This window comes from Pseudomonas sp. G7(2022) (assembly GCF_052660475.1).
The window spans coordinates 2774193-2795552 of the sequence record NZ_CP109659.1 but is presented as its reverse complement, the minus strand read 5'-3'; the positions used below and the strand labels follow the sequence as shown (position 1 = coordinate 2795552).

The 21360-nt window shown below is 57.2% G+C and carries 22 protein-coding genes; 17 read left to right on the top strand and 5 right to left on the bottom strand.

What is annotated here, in order from left to right; all coding sequences use genetic code 11:
- The gene (locus NE357_RS12580) at positions 1 to 1074 is read right to left on the bottom strand and encodes an NAD(P)-dependent alcohol dehydrogenase (RefSeq protein WP_169430124.1); all 1074 of its coding nucleotides are present in this window, start codon (positions 1072 to 1074) and stop codon (positions 1 to 3) included.
- A 271-nt stretch (positions 1075 to 1345) separates the two neighbouring features.
- Here NE357_RS12580 and NE357_RS12575 point away from each other — a divergent pair, with 271 nt between their 5' ends.
- Positions 1346 to 2272 carry a universal stress protein gene (locus tag NE357_RS12575; protein ID WP_169430123.1) on the top strand — a complete coding sequence of 309 codons (927 nt, stop codon included), beginning with the start codon at positions 1346 to 1348 and terminating at the stop codon, positions 2270 to 2272.
- 283 nt (positions 2273 to 2555) lie between these two features.
- Positions 2556 to 2975: an organic hydroperoxide resistance protein gene (locus NE357_RS12570; RefSeq protein WP_169430122.1), complete on the top strand. Its 420-nt coding sequence runs from the start codon at positions 2556 to 2558 to the stop codon at positions 2973 to 2975.
- Between the two features lie 13 nt (positions 2976 to 2988).
- Here NE357_RS12570 and gabP read toward each other — a convergent pair whose 3' ends face one another.
- Positions 2989 to 4419: a GABA permease gene (gene gabP, locus NE357_RS12565; protein ID WP_169430121.1), complete on the bottom strand. Its 1431-nt coding sequence runs from the start codon at positions 4417 to 4419 to the stop codon at positions 2989 to 2991.
- A 272-nt stretch (positions 4420 to 4691) separates the two neighbouring features.
- Between gabP and NE357_RS12560 the strand changes: the two genes are divergently transcribed.
- Positions 4692 to 4853, top strand: a complete 162-nt coding sequence (locus NE357_RS12560) for a hypothetical protein (RefSeq protein ID WP_169430120.1) — start codon at positions 4692 to 4694, stop codon at positions 4851 to 4853.
- Positions 4854 to 4952: 99 nt separating this feature from the next.
- On the opposite strand, the gene NE357_RS12555 is transcribed toward NE357_RS12560, so the two are convergent.
- Positions 4953 to 5378 carry a cupin domain-containing protein gene (locus NE357_RS12555; RefSeq protein WP_169430119.1) on the bottom strand — a complete coding sequence of 142 codons (426 nt, stop codon included), beginning with the start codon at positions 5376 to 5378 and terminating at the stop codon, positions 4953 to 4955.
- Between the two features lie 122 nt (positions 5379 to 5500).
- Positions 5501 to 6397: a transcriptional regulator GcvA gene (locus NE357_RS12550; protein WP_169430118.1), complete on the bottom strand. Its 897-nt coding sequence runs from the start codon at positions 6395 to 6397 to the stop codon at positions 5501 to 5503.
- Between the two features lie 107 nt (positions 6398 to 6504).
- Between NE357_RS12550 and gstA the strand changes: the two genes are divergently transcribed.
- From gstA to NE357_RS12535, 3 genes are all read left to right on the top strand, one after another.
- Entirely contained in the window at positions 6505 to 7116 is a 612-nt protein-coding gene (gene gstA, locus NE357_RS12545; RefSeq protein WP_169430117.1) for a glutathione transferase GstA, read from the top strand.
- Between the two features lie 146 nt (positions 7117 to 7262).
- A complete protein-coding gene (locus tag NE357_RS12540; protein ID WP_169430116.1) occupies positions 7263 to 7859 on the top strand; it encodes a paraquat-inducible protein A in 597 nt (198 codons plus the stop codon).
- Positions 7856 to 8527 (top strand): paraquat-inducible protein A, encoded by a 672-nt coding sequence (locus NE357_RS12535; RefSeq protein ID WP_169430115.1) that lies wholly within the window; start codon positions 7856 to 7858, stop codon positions 8525 to 8527. Before NE357_RS12540 ends, NE357_RS12535 begins: the two co-directional genes overlap by 4 nt.
- 10 nt (positions 8528 to 8537) lie before the next feature.
- Here the strand turns inward: NE357_RS12535 and NE357_RS12530 are convergent, their stop codons facing one another.
- A complete protein-coding gene (locus NE357_RS12530; RefSeq protein WP_169430114.1) occupies positions 8538 to 9287 on the bottom strand; it encodes an SDR family NAD(P)-dependent oxidoreductase in 750 nt (249 codons plus the stop codon).
- Between the two features lie 165 nt (positions 9288 to 9452).
- On the opposite strand from NE357_RS12530, the gene NE357_RS12525 reads away from it, so the two are divergent.
- The 11 genes from NE357_RS12525 (at position 9453) to NE357_RS12475 (ending at position 21297) form a co-directional block, all read left to right on the top strand.
- Positions 9453 to 10349: a LysR family transcriptional regulator gene (locus NE357_RS12525; protein ID WP_085709857.1), complete on the top strand. Its 897-nt coding sequence runs from the start codon at positions 9453 to 9455 to the stop codon at positions 10347 to 10349.
- 100 nt (positions 10350 to 10449) lie between these two features.
- Positions 10450 to 11310 (top strand): putative selenate ABC transporter substrate-binding protein, encoded by an 861-nt coding sequence (locus NE357_RS12520; protein WP_169430113.1) that lies wholly within the window; start codon positions 10450 to 10452, stop codon positions 11308 to 11310.
- Positions 11307 to 12104 (top strand): phosphonate ABC transporter ATP-binding protein, encoded by a 798-nt coding sequence (locus tag NE357_RS12515; protein ID WP_169430112.1) that lies wholly within the window; start codon positions 11307 to 11309, stop codon positions 12102 to 12104. Before NE357_RS12520 ends, NE357_RS12515 begins: the two co-directional genes overlap by 4 nt.
- On the top strand, positions 12098 to 12925 hold the full coding sequence (locus tag NE357_RS12510; protein WP_169430111.1) for a PhnE/PtxC family ABC transporter permease: 828 nt from the start codon (positions 12098 to 12100) through the stop codon (positions 12923 to 12925). The genes NE357_RS12515 and NE357_RS12510 overlap by 7 nt, the downstream gene beginning before the upstream one ends.
- Complete coding sequence (gene phnE, locus NE357_RS12505; protein ID WP_445576631.1) at positions 12922 to 13689, top strand: phosphonate ABC transporter, permease protein PhnE; 768 nt, start codon at positions 12922 to 12924, stop codon at positions 13687 to 13689. The genes NE357_RS12510 and phnE overlap by 4 nt, the downstream gene beginning before the upstream one ends.
- Before the next feature lie 111 nt (positions 13690 to 13800).
- Positions 13801 to 16098: an AAA family ATPase gene (locus NE357_RS12500; protein WP_169430110.1), complete on the top strand. Its 2298-nt coding sequence runs from the start codon at positions 13801 to 13803 to the stop codon at positions 16096 to 16098.
- Complete coding sequence (locus NE357_RS12495; protein ID WP_169430109.1) at positions 16091 to 17938, top strand: UvrD-helicase domain-containing protein; 1848 nt, start codon at positions 16091 to 16093, stop codon at positions 17936 to 17938. Before NE357_RS12500 ends, NE357_RS12495 begins: the two co-directional genes overlap by 8 nt.
- Before the next feature lie 121 nt (positions 17939 to 18059).
- Positions 18060 to 19634, top strand: a complete 1575-nt coding sequence (locus NE357_RS12490) for an RNA-directed DNA polymerase (RefSeq protein WP_169430108.1) — start codon at positions 18060 to 18062, stop codon at positions 19632 to 19634.
- Positions 19635 to 19783: 149 nt separating this feature from the next.
- The gene (locus NE357_RS12485) at positions 19784 to 20002 is read left to right on the top strand and encodes a hypothetical protein (RefSeq protein ID WP_011333849.1); all 219 of its coding nucleotides are present in this window, start codon (positions 19784 to 19786) and stop codon (positions 20000 to 20002) included.
- A 222-nt stretch (positions 20003 to 20224) separates the two neighbouring features.
- Complete coding sequence (locus NE357_RS12480) at positions 20225 to 20581, top strand: DUF7079 family protein (RefSeq protein WP_169430107.1); 357 nt, start codon at positions 20225 to 20227, stop codon at positions 20579 to 20581.
- Positions 20582 to 20937: 356 nt separating this feature from the next.
- Positions 20938 to 21297, top strand: coding sequence for a DUF6124 family protein (locus NE357_RS12475; protein WP_085709846.1), 360 nt, complete (start codon positions 20938 to 20940; stop codon positions 21295 to 21297).
- Positions 21298 to 21360 lie beyond the last annotated feature (63 nt).

Below are 21360 nucleotides of genomic sequence, written 5' to 3'. Positions count from 1 at the left end.
TCAAGGCGTGATCGCGACTTTCATCACGCCGTTGCGCTGATGGGCAAACAGCTCGTAGGCGGCCTCGATGTCGTCGAGTTTGAAACGATGTGTGACCAGCGGCGACAGATCCACCGCCCCGCTCTGCACCACCGCCATCAACCGGCGCATCCGTTCCTTGCCGCCCGGACACAGGGTGGACACGATGCTGTAATCGCCGAGGCCGGCGGCAAAGGCGTCGAGCGGAATGCGCAGGTCGCTGGAATACACCCCGAGGCTGGACAACCGCCCGCCGGGCCGCAGCACCCGCAACGCCGATTCGAAAGTGCCCTGGGTGCCCAGGGCCTCGATGGACACATCGACGCCACGCCCGTCGGTCAGCGCCATGATCTGCTCGACCACGTTGCCGTCCTTGAAGTTGATCACGTCGGTTGCCCCCAGCCGACGAGCGACATCCATTCGCTGCGGCACGGCGTCAACGCCAATGATTCGCGTAGCGCCCTTGAGGCGCGCGCCTGCCACGGCACACAGGCCGATAGGCCCCAGCGCGAACACCGCGACGGTATCGCCAATATTGATCTCGCCGCGCTCGGCCCCGGAAAATCCGGTGGACATGATGTCCGGGCACATCAGCACCTGCTCGTCCGTCAGGCCCTCGGGAATCGGACACAGATTGGCCAGCGCGTCCGGCACCAGCACGTACTCGGCCTGGCAGCCGTCAAGCGTGTTGCCGAACTTCCAGCCGCCGATGGCCTTGAAGCCGTGCCGGGTGTCCGGGCCGTCCTGGGAGCCGCAGCCGCACAAGCAGGCGTAACTTTGCCCACTCGGCGTGATTGCCCCGGCAATCACCCGTTGCCCTTCGACGAAACCGCGCACCTGCGAACCCAGCCGCTCGATGATGCCCACCGGTTCATGGCCGATCGTCAGCCCTTTGGCCACGGGGTACTCACCGCGCAGGATATGCACGTCGGTGCCGCAGATGGTCGTGGTGGTGATGCGGATCAGAGCGTCCAGCGGGCCGACCTCGGGGATCGGCTTGTCTTCGAGCACGATACGGTTCTTTTCAACGAAAACTGCAGCTTTCATGGTCGCCATCGTCGATCCTCCGGGCCAGCCGTGAACGTGGGGTCAGCATTGAAAGCAGACTGCGCCCGAGGGACACGGCAAAGATTGATAATGGTCAACAATCGGTGGATCAGTCCGCCCCTGACCGCCGATCCGGCCAGATCGGCGGCCACTCACCGGGTTGACAAAAATCAAGGCCCTCCCCACCAGCGTCGGCAGGATAGGCACTAAGCGGTACAGCCCGAGTGCGCGGTCGCTCTCGAGTCCAGACGTTCCTGCATTTGCCTACGGGAGATCTGCCATGTCTGAGCAATCACGCTTCATGCTCGTCGTCTCACCCCTGATGGAAAACAGCCCGGCGTTCGACCGTGCGGCGGCACTGGCCAAAGCCGCGGATGCCGCGCTGCACATCGTGGCATTCGATTATCTGGAGGGCCTGGCAACTGCCGGTCTGGTCAATGAACAGGCGCTGGAACAGATGCGCGTGGGCTATGTCGAGCGGCATCGGCAATGGCTGGAGGATCAGGCCCGCCCTTTGCGCAAACTCGGCGTGCACGTGACGACGGAAGTCGTGTGGGTGGCAAACCCGCTTAAGGAGATCCTCATTCACCTCAAGGAGCAGCCGATGGCGGCCATGATCAAGGCGCTGGAGCACGAATCAGCATTGTCGCGCCTGATGTTCACTCCCCTTGACGTCCACCTGCTGCGCGAATGCCCGGTGCCGCTGCACTTCGTCAGCCACGTACTGCACGCTCTGCCGCGCCGTATCGTCGCGGCGGTCGATCCGTTCCATCGCGATGACCGCTATGTGGGGCTCAATGACCGGATTCTGCGCGAAGCGGCCAAACTGGCGAGCATCTGCAACGCTCAACTCGATGTGATCTACGCCCACGACCTGTCCTCGATAGGCGCAGCAGAATTCGGCTTCGATAACGCCTCGGCGTTCTTTTCCTCGAATGCCGCCAAAAAGCTGTTCGATGCCCAGGGTGAGGCCTTCCGTGATCTGGCTGAACGCAATGACATTCCCGCCGAGAATCAACACATGATCCTCGGCGACCCGGCCAAGGTTCTGTCCAGTTATGCCGATGCGTACGACGTCGATCTCATCGTCATGGGTCGTGTGGCCCACCGGGGAATCGGCCGGCTGGTCGGCAGCACCGTCGAGCACCTGCTCTACAAAATGCCATGCAGCGTGTGGGTGGTAGCCCCGGAAAGCCAGGAGGGCTGAGCCCTCGCCGTTGCACGCAGTGCAGTCCTCAACGTTCGGGACTGCACTGCGGCCCGGACGCCCGCAGTCGTACATGGTTGGGACATGCCGCTCAATGCGATCAACCCACGCGTGGGCGTCGGAATTCTGCTGACGCGCTCTCAGCGATCAGGCTGAACTGCATTGCTACACAGCGATACATAACCCCCCGTTGCACGACACATCCCCGGTACATGCCAATGCAAAAGTGTGGGCCATCGGAGCCTTACCTCCGACTCCACCACTCACACAGGCAGGCATTCTCATGATCAATCAAATCGACACCGTGCTGTACACCGGCAAGACCCGCACCACCGGCGGACGCGATGGCGCCTCGCGCAGTTCCGACGGCAACCTGGACGTCAAACTGTCGCCACCGGGCTCCAATGGCAGAGGCACCAACCCGGAACAACTGCTGGCGGCTGGCTGGTCAGCCTGCTTCATCGGCGCCATGGGCAAGGCGGCAGCTGCGCTGAAGATCAGGCTACCGGCGGATGTGGCGGTGGAAACCGAAATCGATCTGGGCAAGACCGGCGACGCGTTTTTCCTGCAGGCACGCTTGAATGTCAGCCTGCCGGGGCTGGAACCTTCGGTCGCCCAGTCGCTGGTGGAGGCCGCGCACCAGACCTGCCCTTACTCCAAGGCCACGCGCGGCAACATCGACGTGACCCTGCGCCTGATCTGAATCCCGATCCTTCCTATACGCCCGAGGCACTGCCTCGGGCGTTTTGTTTGACTGGGACAGAAGAACTCGCCTGCCCATGCTGACGCGTGGTCACCAGCCCGATAAAGGAAATCGCCAGCGCCAGGCCAATGGTCGAAGTTACTTCCAGACGATGCTCCGGCGTCAGCATCATCACCGCGAGGGCGGCGCAGATGAAGGCCATCACCAGATACGTGAGCCACGGAAACAGCCACATGCGCAAGGTCAGCTCGACATTCTGCCGAAGCAGCATCCGGCGCATACGCAGTTGAGAAACCGCGATCACCAGGTACACCAGCAGCGCAATGGCCCCGGAACTGGCGAGCAGGAATTGAAACAGGCCGGCGGGCATGAAGTAGCTGAGCAGTGTCACCCCGGCGCCGATGACGCTGCTGGCAATCACCGCCGCCCTCGGCACGCCTGCGCCAGAAGTCACTTTCAAGGCCTGCGGTGCATCGCCGCGAAGCCCCAGTGAAAACAGCATGCGCGAAGCGATATAGATCGACGAGTTCATGCAACTGGCCACGGCGATCAGCACCACCACATCGACCATGAATTTGGCGTGGGGAACGTTCATCAGTTCCAGTGCGCGCTGATAGGAACCGACGGACGCCAAAAGCGGATCGTTCCACGGCACCACGGAAATCACCACGAAGATCGACAGCAGATAAAACACGCCGATGCGCCAGATCACCGAACGCGTGGCTTTGGCGATGTTCTGTGCCGGGTTGTCCGATTCGGCAGCGGCGATGGTCACCGCCTCGGTGCCGATGAAACTGAACATGATGGTGATGAACGCGCCGACCACCGCCGACAAACCATTGGGAGCGAACCCGCCATGTTCCTCCATCAAGCGGCTGAGGCCGCTGACTTCACGCTCGGGAATCCAGCCCATCAGCACGGCAAAACCCACACCGATGAAACCGATGATCGCCACGACCTTGGCCATGGCGAACCAGAATTCGAACTCGCCGTATTTGGCGACACTGAACAGGTTGGTGATCACCAGCAGGATGATCGACACCAGCGCAAACAACCACGCATCGACGTGGGGAAACCACTGATTCAAGACATGCCCGGCGGCCAGCGCCTCGATGGGAATGACCAGCACCCAGAACCACCAGTAGAGCCAGCCGATGGTGAAGCCGGCCCAGCGGCCGATGGCCTGATCGGCATAGGTGGAAAACGATCCGGTGTCCGGTCGGGCCACCGCCATTTCCCCCAGCATGCGCATGACCAGCACCACCAACAGGCCGGAAAACAGATACGCCAACAAAACCGCCGGCCCCGCCGCTGCGATGGCGTGTCCGGAACCCACGAACAACCCCGCGCCGATGATTCCCGCAATTGACAACATGGTCACGTGGCGAGGCTTGAATCCCTGCGCCAACTGACCGCTCGATTCCTTCGAATTCAGGCTGTTCATTGTTTTCTTGTTCTCTGATGGACGCTTCACCTTACGTGGCTGAAGTTGAACGCAAATAGCTCGTGTGCGGCATGCCGATGCCTGATTTCGACATGCCCGGTTGACCGTCAGCGAGAAAAACGAGCCTTAGAACTGCTCACGAACGCGGAGCCGATCCCGGGCCTCCCGTAGCACAATCGAAGCGACCGAGGATGAACATACGTTCACCAAAAACATCGTCGGATGCGTCTAGTCTGGGGGTTCCAACATAGTGACTACAGGAGTAACCCACCATGTTCTCGCACGAAAGCATCCCGCTGATCATCCTCTTCATCATCCTGCTGCTTGGCGTGCTGACGGCCGTTCTGCATCCGGTGCATGCGTTTTTCAGTTGGCTCAAGAGGCGCAAGCAAAGGGCATCTGCCGGGGTTGTGAAAGAGGTGGATGTGCGCTGAAGTTCTTTCAGTCTGAGTCGGGCGGCATCGGCCTGCATTGAATCCGCCGACAGCAAAAAAGGCCTGCCACATTGGCAGGCCTTTTCAGTATCCCGGGAGTTATTGCTTGAGGATCAACAACGGCTCACCTTTCTTGACGATGTAAGTCGCCAGTTCCGAACCCTTGTCATTGCCGACGTTCTTCGCGATGTGCGCCACGCCTTCGGGGATGAACAGGGAATCGCCGGCCTTGAGCGTCACCGGCGCACGGCCTTCGAGCTGGTATTCGAAGGTGCCGCTGATGACGTAGGCGACTTCAACGCCCGGATGGGCGTGGCGTGGCGAGGTGATGCCCGGTTCGAAATCGACCCGCGCCTGGATCACTTCGCGGTCCGCAGCACCCAGGTCCTGATGGACCAGATCCGTGCGGCTCAGGCCTTGTTGCCAGTTCTTGGCGGGAGCCGCAGGCTGGGTGTCGGCGGCGTGTGCGAGGCCGGTCATTGAAACCAGTACGGCGGCTGCGGTCATCAGGAGTGTGCGGCGCATGGTGTTGCCCTCTTGCAAGTAGTGAAGTGACGCCTCTACTTTGAAGAGGGCGTGTACCGGGAATGTGTCCCGATACCGGCGCTTGTTGGCTCACTGTGTACGAGGGCGGGATTGATACACGCTCATACAACTCTCACCACCTGCGACAGCCACTGCCTGAACGCCACGACTTTTTTCGATTCGGCGTTCTCATGGGGGGTGACGAAGTAGAAACCCGAGTCGGACTTGAGCCGCAAATCAAACGGCGCCACCAGCCTCCCCGCGCGCAAATCGTCCTCGACGTAGGTCGAACGACCGATGCACACGCCCTGCCCGTCAATCGCCGCCTGCACCGCCATCATGGCCAGATCGAAGGTCAGGCGCGGGCCTTTGGCCGAGGGTGGCGGTTGACCTGCAGCGTTCAGCCAGGCGCTCCAGTCATCGGCAGTCTGCCCGCTGACGTGCAACAAGGTGTGCCGGGCCAGATCGGCCGGCGCTTTGATCGGATCCGGTCCGGCGAGCAGGCGCGGGCTGCACACCGGGAAAATCTCGTCGGCCATCAGCCAGTCGGCGCGCAGTCCCGGCCAGTTTCCGTTGCCGTAGCGGATCGCTGCATCGATACCCCCCTTGCGAAAGTCCACCAGCTCGGTGGATGCACTGATGCGCACATCGATTGCGGGAAACGCCTCGCGAAAGGACGGCAGGCGCGGCAACAGCCATTTGGACGCCACCGACACCAGCGTACTGATCGTCAGGACGCTTTGATTGTTCGCCTCCAGCAAGCGCTCGGTCGAGTGGCGCAGTTCCATGAACGCCGAACGAATACCCGGCAAATAAACATTGCCCTCCTCGGTCAACGCCAATCCGTCCTTCAAACGCATGAACAGGCGAACGCCGAGTTCATCTTCAAGGCGACGGATCTGATGGCTGATTGCGGTTTGGGTGACATTCAGTTCTTCAGCAGCGCGGGTGAAGCTCATGTGGCGGGCCGCGCATTCGAAGGCTCGCAATCCGTTGAGCGACGGCAGTCGGGTGAGCATAGGGCCTCTTCAATCCATGAGATTTTGTCATACGCTAGCACCGCAGATGTCCTTTGCGAAGCGCCGCCACAATGCCGGATTCTGGGCTCTCATTTGAAGGAGATCCCATGAAACTGTACTTCGCCCCCATGACCTGCTCGCTGGCCCCGCATATTGTGCTTCGAGAACTGGCGCTGCCGTTCGAACTGATCCGGGTCAACAACCAGACCAAGCGCACCGCCGACGGCCGGGACTTTCACGAGATCAATCCGAAAGGCTACGTGGCGGCGCTGATGCTCGATAACGGCGAGGTACTGACCGAAGGCCCGGCCATTTTGCAGTACCTCGCCGACCTTTTGCCCGGTCAAACGCTGGCCCCGGCCAATGGCACCTGGGAGCGCTCGCGTTTGCAGGAATACCTGAATTTCATCAGTTCGGAAATTCATGGGGGCAGCGCGCCGCTGTTCAGCCGCGAAATCCCGGAATCCACCAAAACGATCTTCAAACACAAACTCTTCAAACGACTGGATTACCTGAACCGCCTCCTTGCGACCCAGCCGTTTCTGATGCAGGCGTTCGGCGTGGCGGATGCCTATTTGTTCACGGTGCTGAAGTGGTTGCCGACATTCAGTATCGCCATCGAAGACTGGCCGGCGCTGGCGAACTACATGACGCGCATCGCCGAGCGGCCCGGTGTGAAGGCTGCGATAGCGGAAGAGGAAGCCACGCAACCGGTCTGAACGCCCGGTTGCGTGGTCGCTGTCCGGGGCCAGATTCGGCGCGGTGCAGCGGCAGATCAAAGGTGCATTTCGGGATGTGACAGTTGTCGGATGCCCCAACGCGCCTATATTGAAGAAGGTTCAGCCCTCCTTCCCTCGAGCGCCCCATGGCCACGACTGATCACCTGATCATCTGCGAGCATTGCGATTGCGTGTACGAAAAAGCCACGCTCGCCCGCTACCAGAAATCCCTCTGCGCTCGCTGTGGCGGCGTGCTCCAGCGCCACAACAACCTGAGCGTGGAGCAACGTCTGGCCCTGAGTTTCACTGCCGCCATGCTATGGCTGTTCGCCAATTTCTATCCGGTGATGAGCATCAGCATGAAGGGCCTGAAAAACAGCGCGACCCTGTGGGATTCGGTGCTGGCCCTGAGTCAGGGGCCGATTACTTTCATGGCCATGGTCGCGGCGATCTCGATCATCATCGCCCCGGCCTTTCAATTGGTTTTGCTCATCTGGGTATTGAGCTTCGCCCTCGCCTCGCGCCGCTGTCCGGCCTTCAAAGTGTGCATGCGCTGGCTGGAAACGTTACGGCCGTGGAGCATGCTTGAGGTTTGCCTGCTCGGCGCCATGGTCGCGGTGTTCAAACTGGCGGGCATGCTCGATGTGATCCCCGGCATCGGCCTGTTCGCCCTCGCTGTATTGAGCCTGTTGCTGATCCGCATTGCCGGGCGCGACATACGTGACTTGTGGGACATCCTGTGAAACGACCACCGACCGCCAGCGAACTCAATCTCTGCCTGTGCCACAGCTGCGGACTGGCCTGCGACATGACCGACGAGCCGCACCAATGCCCACGCTGCGACGCACCGCTGCACCGGCGCAAGACCAACTCGCTGGCCCGCACCTGGGCCTACATGTTCGCCGCCCTGGCGCTTTACGTACCGGCGAATCTGCTGCCGGTAATGAACACCACCCTGCTCGGCAACGGCGCCGACAGCACCATCATGAGTGGCGTGCTGGAGTTCTGGGACCACGGCGCGTGGGACATTGCGCTGATCATCTTCATCGCCAGCATTGCGGTGCCGGGAGTGAAATTCGTCGCGTTGACGCTGCTGCTGGTCACCGTGCAACGGGACAGTCACTGGGCGCGCCGGGAACGTTCGAAGCTGTATCGATTCGTCGAGCTGATCGGCTATTGGTCGATGCTCGACGTGCTGGTGGTCGCGCTGGTGGCGGCACTGGTGAAGTTCCAGGCGCTGGGAGATATCGAGCCGCGACCGGGAATTCTGTTTTTCGGCCTGGTGGTGGTATTCACCATGCTCTCGGCCATGAGCTTCGATCCGCGCCTGATCTGGGACAAGGCACCGGCCGAAGAAACGGATGAAACAGACGAGCCCCGGCACTCGAATGAACAAGTGCCGGGGCATTGACTGACGCCAGTCAGATCTGCGCGGTGCCGCCGTCGACGAACAATTCGATGCCGTTGACGAAGCTGCTGTCATCCGAAGCGAGGAACAACGCTGCCTTGGCAATCTCGTTCGGCTCACCCAGACGCCCGATCGGCACCACCGACGCCAACTGGTCGAACAGCCCCTGAGCGTGTTCGGCTGGCACCAGCCCCGCCAGACCTGGCGTGCGCACCGGACCTGGGCTGATGGCGTTGACGCGGATGCGCCGAGGTTTCAAATCCAGCAGCCACGACCGGGCGAAGTTGCGCACGGCGGCTTTACTCGCGCTGTAGACACTGAAGTTTTCCGTGCCTTGCACTGAAGTGGTCGATGAGGTCAGCAGGATCGATGCGCCATCGCGCAGCAGCGGCAGTGCCTTTTGCACCGTGAACAACGTGCCTTTCACGTTGGCGCCGAAAATCCGGTCGAAGTGCTCTTCGGTAATCGAGCCCAGCGGCAGCATGTCGCCGCCACCGGCATTGGCGAACAGGATGTCGAGGTGGCCGGCCTTTTCGGCGATTTCGCGGTAGATGCGATCCAGATCGTCCAGTTTTGCCACGTCGCCCTGAATACCGATGGCCCGTGGGCCGATGGCGGCGACGGCTTTGTCCAGCTCGGCCTGACGCCGGCCGGTGATGAACACCGTGGCGCCCTGGGCGACGAATTCCTGCGCCGAGGCCAGGCCGATGCCGGTGGTGCCGCCAGTGATCAGGGCGATTTTGCCTTCAAGTCTGTTGCTCATGATGAATCTCCAGTGACTGTTTCAAGGAAGGTGACGGGTCGCAGGTGAGCCGTTGGAAGCGACTTTAGGCCGATGGATTGATTTGAAAAATCCGCAAAATCGGTTTTGTTTGTACACAGACATGCACAATACTCAGCCCTGTCTTCGATCCATGAGTGCAGCCTGATGAATCAGTTACTGGCGATCCGCGTCTTTGCCCGCGTCGTGGAAAGCGGCTCGTTCACTAAAGCCGCCGACTCGTTGAACCAGCCGAAAACCACGGTCAGCAAACTGATCGGGCAACTGGAAAGTCATCTCGGCGTGCGCCTGCTGCAACGCACCACCCGGCGCCTGACCGTGACGGCCGACGGCGCTTCCTACTACCAATTGACCCAGCAACTGCTGCATCAACTGGACGACATCGATCAGGGTTTCAGTCAGGCCCAGGGACTGCCGCGTGGCAGGATTCGCGTGGACATCGGCGGTTCCACCGCGACCATGCTGGTGATTCCCGAACTGCCGAAGTTCTTCGAGCGCTACCCGGACATTCAGGTCGATCTGGGCGTCAGCGACCGCCCGGTGGACTTGATCAGCGAGCGGGTCGACTGCGTCATTCGCGGCGGCCCGCTGACCGAACAGGCCCTCGCCGTGCGCCGCCTCGGCGAAGTGTCCTGGACCACCTGCGCCACGCCCGATTATTTGCAGCGCCACGGCACGCCGATGCACCCGCTGGAGCTGGCCCGACATCAGATGATCGCTTACCGCTCGGCCTCCACCGGGCGTATCCTGCCGTCGAACTTCCAGCGCAACGGCGAACGCCATCAGATCGAAGGCAAAGGCCTGGTCAGCGTCAACGAAAGCAACGCGCATCTGGCGGCCGGTCTGGCGGGGCTGGGGATCATTCACACATTCAGCTACACAGTCAGGGCGGCCATCGAACGCGGCGAACTGGTGCCGATCCTCACCGACTGGCGTCCGCCGGCGTACCCGTTCCACCTGCTGTATCCGCCGAACCGGCACCTGAGCAACCGCGTGCGGGTGTTCATCGACTGGCTGGTGGAGCGCTTCGCGCAGGTGGACTGAGCCTCGCTGTCGCGCCGATTCGTCTAACCTGACGTTGCAGCCGACGACGTTTTTCCGCAGGCTACGCACCGATCCTGACGCCCATGAAACGGAGATTCCCATGCTCAAACGCACCCTGGCACTGACTGCAGGTCTGGCCCTGTCCTTTTCCACCCTGCTGGCCCAGGCCGCCGACGTGTTGAAAGTCAGCGCGATTCCCGACGAGGCCCCGACCGAACTGCTGCGCAAGTTCGAACCGCTGGGGGCTTATCTGGAGCAGCAATTGGGCATGAAGGTGCAGTTCGTTCCCGTGGCCGATTACCCGGCGGTGGTCGAAGCGCTGGCCACCGACCGCCTCGACATGGCATGGCTGGGCGGTTTCACCTTCGTCCAGGCACGGCTGAAAACCGATGCCACCACTCCGGTGATCCCGCTGGTGCAGCGTGAGCAGGACGCGCAATTCACCAGCAAATTCATCACCGCCGACCCGAACGTGAAAAGCCTCGCCGACCTCAAGGGCAAGACCTTCGCCTTTGGCTCCGTGTCGTCCACCTCCGGCAGCCTGATGCCGCGCTACTTCATGCTCAAGGACGGCATCAAACCGGAAACCTATTTCAGCCGCGTCGGCTACTCCGGTGCCCACGACGCCACCGTTGCCTGGGTCCAGGCCGGCAAGGTCGATGCCGGTGTGCTGAACGCCAGCGTCTGGCAGAAACTGGTGGACGCCGGCAAGGTCGACACCAACAAGGTCAAGGTCTTCGCCACCACCCCGGCCTACTTCGATTACAACTGGACCGTGCGCGGCACCCTCGACCCGGCGCTGGCGGCGAAGATCAAAAAAGCCTTCCTCGCCCTCGACCCGGCCAACCCCGAGCAGAAGAAAATCCTCGACCTGCAAGCTGCCAGCCGCTTCATCGAAACCAGCCCGGACAACTACAAAGGCATCGAGGAAGCCGCCCGCGCCGCCGAACTGCTGAAATGACCCTGAGCCTCAAGCAAGTCTTTCTGCACCACGCCAACGGCGTCGAAGCCCTGCGTGGTGTGGATTTGCAGATCAACAGCGGCGAGCAGGTGGCGATCATCGGCCCGTCCGGCGCCGGTAAATCCAGCCTGCTCAACCTGCTGGCCACCGCGATTCGGCCCAGCAGCGGCGACATCGAAGTGCTGGGCCAGCGGGCCTGGCACTTGTCCGCCCGCCAGCGCCAACGCCTGCGCGCAAAAATCGGCCTGGTGCATCAGGCACCGCCCCTGCCGCCCCGGCAACGGGTGGTGACGGCGGTGCTGGCCGGCAAACTCGGGCAATGGAGCCTGGGCAAAAGCCTCATCAATCTGCTGTATCCGCTGGACATCCCCGGCGCCCGCGCCGCTCTGGCTCGGCTGGATCTGGCAGAAAAACTCTTCAGCCAATGCCAGCAACTGTCCGGCGGCCAATTGCAGCGGGTCGGCATCGCTCGCGTGCTGTATCAGGCGCCGGAGGTGTTGCTGGCCGATGAACCGGTGTCGGCCATGGACCCGGTTCTCGCCGGGCACACCCTGACGGTCCTGTCGCGCCACGCCCGGGAGCACAACGTCACGCTGGTGGCGAGCCTGCACGCGGTGGAACTGGCACTCGCCCACTTCCCGCGCATCATCGGCTTGCGCGAGGGGCAGATCCTGTTCGATTGCCCGTCCGATCAAGTCAGCCACGACATGCTCGACACCCTGTACGCCAACGAACAACTGCATTCCCCGGCGCCGGCCCTGACGCCACTGATTGTGCAGATTCCACGATGCTGACCGCCGACACCCGCGACCCCGCCGCGCTGCCACGGTTGCTGCTGACACTGCTGGCGATTGCCTTGCTGTGGCCGGGCATTCAGCTCAGCGAACTCGACCTCGGCGTATTGCTGCACGCCGACAGCCAGAGCGAAATGGGCCGCTTCGTCTCGACCTTCTGGCCGCCGGCCCATGATCGAGACTTTCTGCAACTGCTGCTCAAGGCCACCCTGCAAACCCTGGCCATCGCCACGGCCGGCATGGCGTTGGCGCTGGTATTGGCGGTACCGGCCGGCCTGCTCGCCAGCCGCGCCTTGTCGTTGTCCGCCGCTTCCCACGGTGGTCGTCCGAGCCTGTTGGGCCGACTGCTGCGCTGGCCGGTGCGCGGGCTGCTGATCTTCCTGCGCAGCGTGCCGGAGATCGTCTGGGCGCTGCTGTTCGTGCGCGCCGTCGGCCTCGGCCCGGCGGCGGGCGTGCTGGCGATCGCCATCACCTACAGCGGCATGCTCGGCAAGGTCTACGCGGAAATCTTCGAATCCACCGACCAACGCCCGGCCCACGCCTTGCTCCAGGCCGGCAGCGGACGCCTCGCGAGCTTCGCCTACGGCGTACTGCCCAACGTCGCGGCCGAACTGCTCTCCTACACCGTCTACCGCTGGGAATGCGCCATCCGCGCCTCAGTGGTGATGGGCTTCGTCGGCGCCGGCGGCCTCGGCCAACAGATCGACCTGTCGATCCGCATGTTCGCCGGCGGCGAAGTCGCCAGCATGCTCCTCACCTTCCTGCTGCTCGTCCTCGGCGCCGACCAACTCAGCCGCCTGCTGCGCTGGAGGCTGACATGAAGCGTCTGATCAACCCGTTGCTGATTGTCGCGATCATCGCCGCTGTCATCGCCTCATTCGCCTACCTGGGCCTCGACCTCGAAGAACTCGGCAGCGCCACCAGCCTGAAACAAATGGGCTCGTATGTGGGCCGCTTCCTGAGCCCTGACTTCAGCGCCGGTTACCTCAACGCCATCCTCCACGGCGCCATGGAAACCTTGGCCATGTCCGCCCTCGGCACCCTCCTCGCCACGGTCCTGGGACTGTTATTGGCACTCCCCGCCGCCGGCCGCTTCGGCTGGTTTTTTCAGAGCGCCGCCCGCCTGCTGCTCAACGGTTTGCGTGCCATCCCCGAACTCGTCTGGGCCGCCCTCATGGTCTTCGCCGCCGGCCTTGGGCCTAACGCTGGCACCCTCGCCCTCGCCCTGCACACCACGGGCGTACTGGGGCGCTTGTTTGCGGAAGCGCTGGAAAACACGCCACCGGAACCGGCGGAGGCGATTCGGTTGCAGGGCGGGAATCCGGTTTTGGCGTTCTGCTACGGCACGCTGCCGAACCTGGCGCCGCAGTTGCTGGCGTACTGTTTGTATCGGTGGGAGAACAATATTCGGATGGCCAGCGTGTTGGGGTTTGTCGGGGCTGGGGGGTTGGGGCAGATGTTGTATGTGAGCTTGAGTTTGTTTCAGGAGGCGCAGGCGGGGACGGTGATATTGGCTATGCTGATTTTGGTGTGGGGGGTGGATTGGTTGAGTGGTTGGGGTCGGGGGCGGTGGGTTAAGGCTTAGACTCAGGTGACTCCCACGTCGGAGGGTCAAGTGCCATTTTTCATTGATTGCTGCAGCCAGCTGCTACATTTGATTGCAAACTGACATTCCTCAGGTTTTCAGGGACGACCCATGCGCATTCAGCACGTAGAGATATCTAACTTCCGAAAACTGCTTTCTGTGCGAATTGACTTCGCTAATGAGACCACTCTACTTGTAGGTGCAAACAATAGCGGTAAGTCCTCGGCCATGCTGGCACTCCGAAGATTTTTGGTATCGAAGGCATCCACATTTCGACTACAAGATCTGACTCTTTGTCATCTCGCCAAGCTGGACGAGATTGGTAAGGTGTGGGAGAAACCACCAGCAAATTTTGAGATTCCTACAGCCAACGAATGGGCCGATTGGCTCCCTACTCTGGATATCTGGGTATCGGCGGATCAAGGAGAGTTTCACTTCATCCGCGATCTCATACCCAGTTTTGCATGGCGCGGCGGGCTTGTAGGAATGCGTTTCCTGCTTGAACCAGATGATATGAACGTTTTGTACACGGACTATCGCAAGGAGCGCGCAAGGGTTGCAGAGCTTGAAGATGCCATAGGGAAAGAAGATCCACCTGGTAAACCGCTGAAGCTATGGCCTCAAAGCCTTCATGACTATTTGAACCGTCGCTTGGGAAGCAAATTTAAGGTTCGTTGGTATCGCCTAGATCCAGAACAACTTAAGAACCCTGATAAGTCGACTCGAATGGCTCTGATGCAGAAATTGAGTGCGACTACTCTGCCTCTGGAAAGTAATCCTCTCAGCGGACTAATTCGAGTGCACGAGATCAACGCACAGCGGGGCTTCGGAGACTATTCGGAAGACAATCAAAGCGATAACACTAGACCCAGCGGCGCTCAAAAACTTTCGGAACAACTCAGATCCTATTACTCCCAACACCTTGATCCTGGTGACAGCCCAGATATCTCAGATCTAGAAGCATTACGAGCGATAGAAGCAGCCCAATCGGCGTTTGATATTAGGTTAAGTAGCAGCTTCGAACCTGCTATCAGGGAGGTCGAGGGATTGGGCTACCCTGGCCGCAATGACCCACGTATCAAAGTCTCAAGTCGTCTAGCAACAACTGATGGTATGAATCATGAAGCAGCCGTCCTTTTTGAGTTGGATTCTGTTCAGGGCGCCCCTGGAGCTCCTCCTCTACACTTACCAGAGACAGCAAACGGGCTGGGATACCAAAACTTAATATCTATGATTTTTCGGCTAATGGGTTTTAGAGATAAGTGGCTAAGAAAAACCAGGGCAGCTACCACCGAAACAATAGACCGCATTGAACCCATTCACCTTGTACTCATTGAGGAACCTGAAGCCCATCTCCATGTTCAAGTGCAACAGGTGTTCGTGCGGCACGCCTACCAAGTTTTATGTCGAGACGGATTACTTGAACGCTACCCAAATCTAAAGACCCAGCTCTTAGTGAGCACGCACTCCAGCCATGTAACTCATGAAGTGGAGTACCAAAATCTTAGGTATTTCAGACGACTCCCTGCTGGGATGTATGACATCCGTGTACCGGTGTCGACAGTCAGTAACCTCTCAAACGTGTTCGGTGACGGAACAAGAACGAAGGAGTTCGTGACTAGATATTTGCGGGCACAGCATGCAGACATTTTTTTTGCCGATGCCGTAATACTGGTAGAGGGTTCAGCAGAGCGAATGATGCTACCGCATTTTTTGCGGAACAAGTTCCCATTCCTTGACCGCTGCTACATCACAACTCTTGATATCGGTGGTAGTCACGCCCATCGATTAAGGCCGTTAATTGACGCTCTCGGCATTCTTACCCTAGTTATCACAGACCTCGATGCTGGACTCGATAAGGCTGCGAAACCGGTGCAAAGAAACGCAGACCAAAACACGAACAATCCGACATTGCGGAACTGGATGAAGCTGATGCAATTGGGCAGCACAGTGGATGAACTTCTTGAACTTCCAGCTAGCCAAAAAGTGCATCAGATCGATGACCTATACTCGGTACGCATAGCCTATCAAACACCTATTCCCCTTCGCCTACCCACTACTGGCGAAGGGATAGAAACACTTCCAAATACCTTCGAAGACAGCTTTGTGCTTAGCAACGTTGAACATTTTGCAAAAAGAACAGACAAGGCTGGCCTTATGAAAGCTTTCGTAAAAATCTTAAATGAAGCGCAAACAGCCGCAGCCATTGGGGAACGTTTTTTCAACGAATTGCGAGAAGGGAAGAAAGCAGAATTTGTGTTGCTAGTGTTGAGTGACGAAAATTTTCCCGATCTCGAAATCCCTAAATACATAAGTGAAGGTCTCGAGTGGTTGGAGTACGGATTGCGAAGTAAGCAAAAGGAGCTGCTCGTAATTCCTCCTGAAAGTACGGGGGTGACTCATGATTAATGCTGCTGTCGCAGATGCCGACACCATCATGCAGACATGTCTAAACTTGAAAGACCCGAAAAGCTTTTTTCTTTACGCCGGTGCTGGCTCAGGAAAAACGCACTCTCTCGTCGAGGCTATACGTGAACTTAAGCACCGTGAGCGTGAACGCCTGACGTTTGAGGGTCGACGAGTTGCAGTGATCACATACACAAACGCGGCCTGCGACGAAATTCTTCGAAGGTTAGAGTTTGATCCACTCGTAGAAGTCTCGACAATTCACGCGTTCGCTTGGCGTCTAATTCAAGGTTTCGACAACGAAATTAGAGAGTGGCTTAGGATCAAACTTGCTCAGGACATTGAGAAGATCGAAGGTGAACTGGCACGCTCGAGAGGCGACAATAAAACCTCTAGAGGGAATAGACGCAAATTACAAAGCAAAATAAGCAGACTTGAGTCGCTCGACGAGATTACGAAATTCATCTACAGCCCTACCGGTGACAACAGAGAGCGGCAAGCACTCAATCACGATGAAGTTATCAAGTTAACTGCCGCATTCGCGCCTACCCCCCCTTTGCTTGATGTTCTAGTAGATCGCTATCCAGTTGTATTGATCGACGAAAGTCAAGACACCCACGCTCCCGTTATGGAGGCCTTTCTAAAAATCCAGCAGTCCACAGAGTCACGTTTCTGCCTGGGACTATTGGGCGATACGATGCAACAGATTTACGGCCATGGAATAACACGCCTCGACAAAGCGATACCGGATGATTGGGCTAAACCCGAAAAGATAGTTAATCGCCGATGTTCTCGTAGGGTAGTAGAACTTATTAACGTGATTCGAAGCACTGCCGACACTCATCAGCAGACCCCAAAACCCGATGCCCTTGAAGGTGTAGTACGCATGTACTGCATCAGTCAAAACCAAGAGCAAGCACCGAACCTTGAGGAAGACATCGCTCATTCGATGGCTGCAATTACCGGCGACAGCGAGTGGGATACTGGTCCTGAGGGCCGGAAAACTTTGATCCTGGAACATAAGATGGCTGGACGCCGGATGGGGTTCGAGAAGCTGTTCAGCCCCCTGTACTCGGTCGAGCACCTTCAGACAGGCCTACTGGACGGCACACTGCCCGCACTTCGTGTTTTCAGCGAAGGTGTTCTTCCCATCATCTCCGCAAAAAACGATCACTTCCTTCTACTTGAAGCCGTACGCTCTCGCTCTCCCTTACTCAGTAAGGATTTTATGCAATCAATAGGGGATCAATCCGCCCACTTGCAGCGCGTAGAGGACGCGACATATTCCCTACTCTCTCTTTTCGATGACAACGATCCAACGCTGATCGAGGTAGCTGCGCTTCTGTTGCAAACTCAATTACTTGATGTTCCTGAAAACCTGTTGGGAGCAATGGTGTTGGAAGTACCTGATGAGGTTCCAGATCCTGAAGATACGAACGCGTTCACCAACTACGCATACCGGTTATTCCTTGAGCGTCCATTTTCGGAGCTAGCAGCCTTTGCGAGTTATACAGATGGTCTTTCACCGTACGGTACACATCAAGGTGTTAAGGGACTGGAGTTTCCACGTGTCATGGTAGTTATTAATGATGAGGAGGCCGGCGGCTTCTTATTCAGCTACGACAAATTATTAGGTGTAAAAGAACCAACAAAAACGGACCGGGACAACGAGCGTGACGGTAAAGACAACGCACTAGCACGTACTCGCAGGCTCCTTTACGTGACTTGCAGTCGAGCCGAAAAAAGCCTGGCGATTGTCGTATACACGCCTCAACCGGCATTGGCCAAGCGGAACGTTGTTGCTGCTGGCTGGCTTCAGGAAAGCGAGGTAGAGATTCTGTAAGGCGCTTTGCTCAGAAAAATGGACGAAACAGCTAAGGGACAGATTTATTTTGAAGAAATAATATCCACCCCCTTTCTCTATCGGATGTCTTGTATTTACTAAAAATCAAGAGTTCTAAAATATGGTATTAACCGACGCATCTTTAGAATTTGCACGCAATCATATAACGTCATTTTACGACACCGATTTTTATCCAAAACCATTTGAGTTTCATGCATTGTGGCATTCGTGGTCTGAAGTCAAAAGCTACCTCCTAGGGACACCGCTCGCCAGCGCACATACAACAAATCCTAGAGTGCTCCCTTGGGCTAAAGCTCGCGGAGGATATAGAATTGTTCATCAGCTAGAACCATTAGACTCATTAATCTACACCGCACTTGTTTACCTAGTGGCTGAACAGGTAGAAGCTGCACGAATGCTGCCATCTATCGCCTGTTCTTACCGAATTGAGGTTGATGACAATAGCTATTTCTCAAAGGGCTCTGGTTTTCCTGCATACAGAGAAAGTTGTGAAAATCTTGGAGACGTGTACGAATACGTACTTTCTACAGACATTAGTGACTTTTACAACCAAATCTATCTTCATCGAGTTGGTAACGTTATTGATTCAGTTGGCGGGCCGGACAACACAGGACGGGAAATAGAAAACTTCCTATCTCGCTTGAACAACAAAGCATCGCAAGGAATACCAATAGGGCCAGCAGCTTCAATTATTTTGGCAGAAGCAATCTTGCTTGACGTAGATCAATTCATTTCAAATCATCATGTCGAACACGTTCGCTACGTTGATGACATTCGAATTTTTTCAGACTCAGAAGAGCAACTATCGGAGATTCTTGAGGATCTTGTTGTTTATCTTCACGACCAACATCGACTTGGATTAGTTTCAGAAAAAACCTCCATCAGGTCATCTGCTCAATTTCTTCAAGAGGAGCTTCAGAATCAGTTTCAAATGGAAAAGCTTGATATATTGAACGAAATAGAGGCTGGCAATCAGTATGGGGCCTACGAGCCTGAACGAGACGATTACGATGATGACTATCAAGAATACGATGAATATGAGAGCTATCCTGAATTGGATGCTCAAGAGGATGATGACGAGGGCGAAAATTTAGGGGCATCTCTTTTAGATGCTCTTATAAGAGCACGCAATTTCGGATATTTAGACTTAGCCGTTTTAAGAGCCATTATCAGAAGAGCTAAGCATGGCCAAATAGCAGAAATCGCAGAAACTATACTCGAGGATATTGAGTTTTACATACCAGTAATTAACGACATCTGTTTATATCTTGTGTCGCTACCTCCACCATCAATAAGAAAAATAATTCCGCAACTATCTTCACTATGTCAAGAAAACAGAATTAATAAACGAAGCGTTCGAGTCTGGATGGAGTGGCTTTTTACTCGAGATACATTATTTTTAGCCGATCAACATATTCGCCGGTATGTTTATCAAGGCGCAACTGCATCCGCTGCCGCTGCCGCATTACTGGAAGGAAACATCGCTTGGTCAAAAGAAGCCAAGCAAAAAGTCTTGACGTCAGCGTCGTGGGACAGAAGAGCCTACATTTATTCGCTCAGAGTCCTTTCAAGGGACGAAGCTGAGAAATATCTAAATTTTGTTAAAAAAAATCCATCTTTAACGCATACCGACAAATGGGTATGCAATTGGGTGCTAGCCGGATGCCCGACATAATAAATACGTCGGCTTGGACAAAATAGAGGACAGGTTTTTTGCAGATAAAGAGGCTCCCTTTTCTTGGTCAGCGAAGGCATTGTGATGGCACGCTTGCGCCTCCCCCCGGAGAGGGGGATTTTTTCTACATTCCGCAAGGAATATGCCCCGTGAAAGACTTCGTCATCAGCGTCAACAACACCGTCCTGTATCTCTCCCTGGCATTCATCTGGCTGGTCGCTATCGTCGCGATTTTCACCAGCGGGTTCTTGCCGGCGCTGGGTATCTTCGTGGCCGGCACCCTGTGCTGGTGCATCATTTCCGGCTTCTGGTTCGTCCAGTCGGCGACCTACGAAGAACTGCGCAAGCTGAACGCTAGCAAAAACTGAAACATCAGGGTGGAACCGCAAGTGCCCCGCCCTACCCTGAGCGCTTGGTTCCGTGCCAAGCGCTCTCGCCCACTGCGAATGGCTCGCATAAATTCCGCATTCTCAGAAGTCCTGAAAATCCCGCCATTCCTTTTTTGCCAATAAAGCCCAGTACTATCTTTCAAGAAATATCCCCGTCTCTTGTCCTCATCCACTGAGTGACTAACTAAAGGAGTTTTGGTTTTGGGACATCTTCTGAATGAGCCGCAGCTGACTGACGTCAGAGCTGCACTCTCCTGGCCTTTCAACGATTTGCCGGTCGAATACGATTATTTAGCGGCGGAGGTCAGAGGCATCGATCCCGATGTGCTCTACGAAATCCTTTATTCAGAGGTCGCACCGGTGTGCTTCACCAACCTTGTGGCCGCTGTGCCTCCAGTATGGACTGGCTTTGATCCAGACTCGCTCAGGGTAATGATCGAGGAAAGACTGGCTGCGAGGGAGAACAGCTGGTTTCGAAGGCAGTTTGATAAGGCGTTGGTTCGTTGGCTGCAATACAACTACGGCTACATCTGGAACGAGATTTCTTCCAGGCTTTGAGTGCTTAAACAGGTTCGTTTAAAGCAACCCGCCGTAACCTCCCCAAGGCTACAACGCCTTGCGTCATTGCCTACGACTACGCCAGAATCCGCCGGCTTGTGCGTCTACGACGCGGGTCTTATTGTTTCCTGGTCACTGAAAAATCAGTGACGGGGTTTGGTAGCCCCGGATTATCGTAGGTTGCATAAGCATCATGATGTGCAGTGTCTGAAAGACTCCGCGTTATGGTGGTCATGCACAGGGCGTCTTCGGGCGCGCCGGTTTCCTATGTCCCGGTCTACCAACCTGAGCATGGCCGCCACCCATCGTTTGGTAGCGAACGTGACGGCTCCCATTGATGACGTAGGAGTTACACCATGATCAAACCAACACCCAACCCACCCGAAACCGACCCAACCTCCCCTTACGAATTTCCCGATTCGAAGAAATTCCACGACGCCGCCGAGCGTGCTCTGGATCACTACCTCTCCCCGTCTTCCCGGGTGATGTCGTGCTGTGTCGATCCCGAGCCGATGTTCCGGGCCAATCCCAAGTACAACACTGAATCCCTGTTGGCCAACGCCAGCGAATCCCTGGGTTCGGCCACCGAGATGTTGAATAACTTTGCGTCCACGCTCGAACCCTCGCATCGCAAGACGGCGTTGGGGATTGCGCAGGTGGTGATGGTCGCCGGGTTGGCGGTGAATCAGGCGCTGGATCACGTCGAAGTGGCGTAAGCGGCTGTCGCTAAAAACAGCCTTGAGCACCTGGCATCGCGCCAGGTGCTTTCCTTCAGGGCC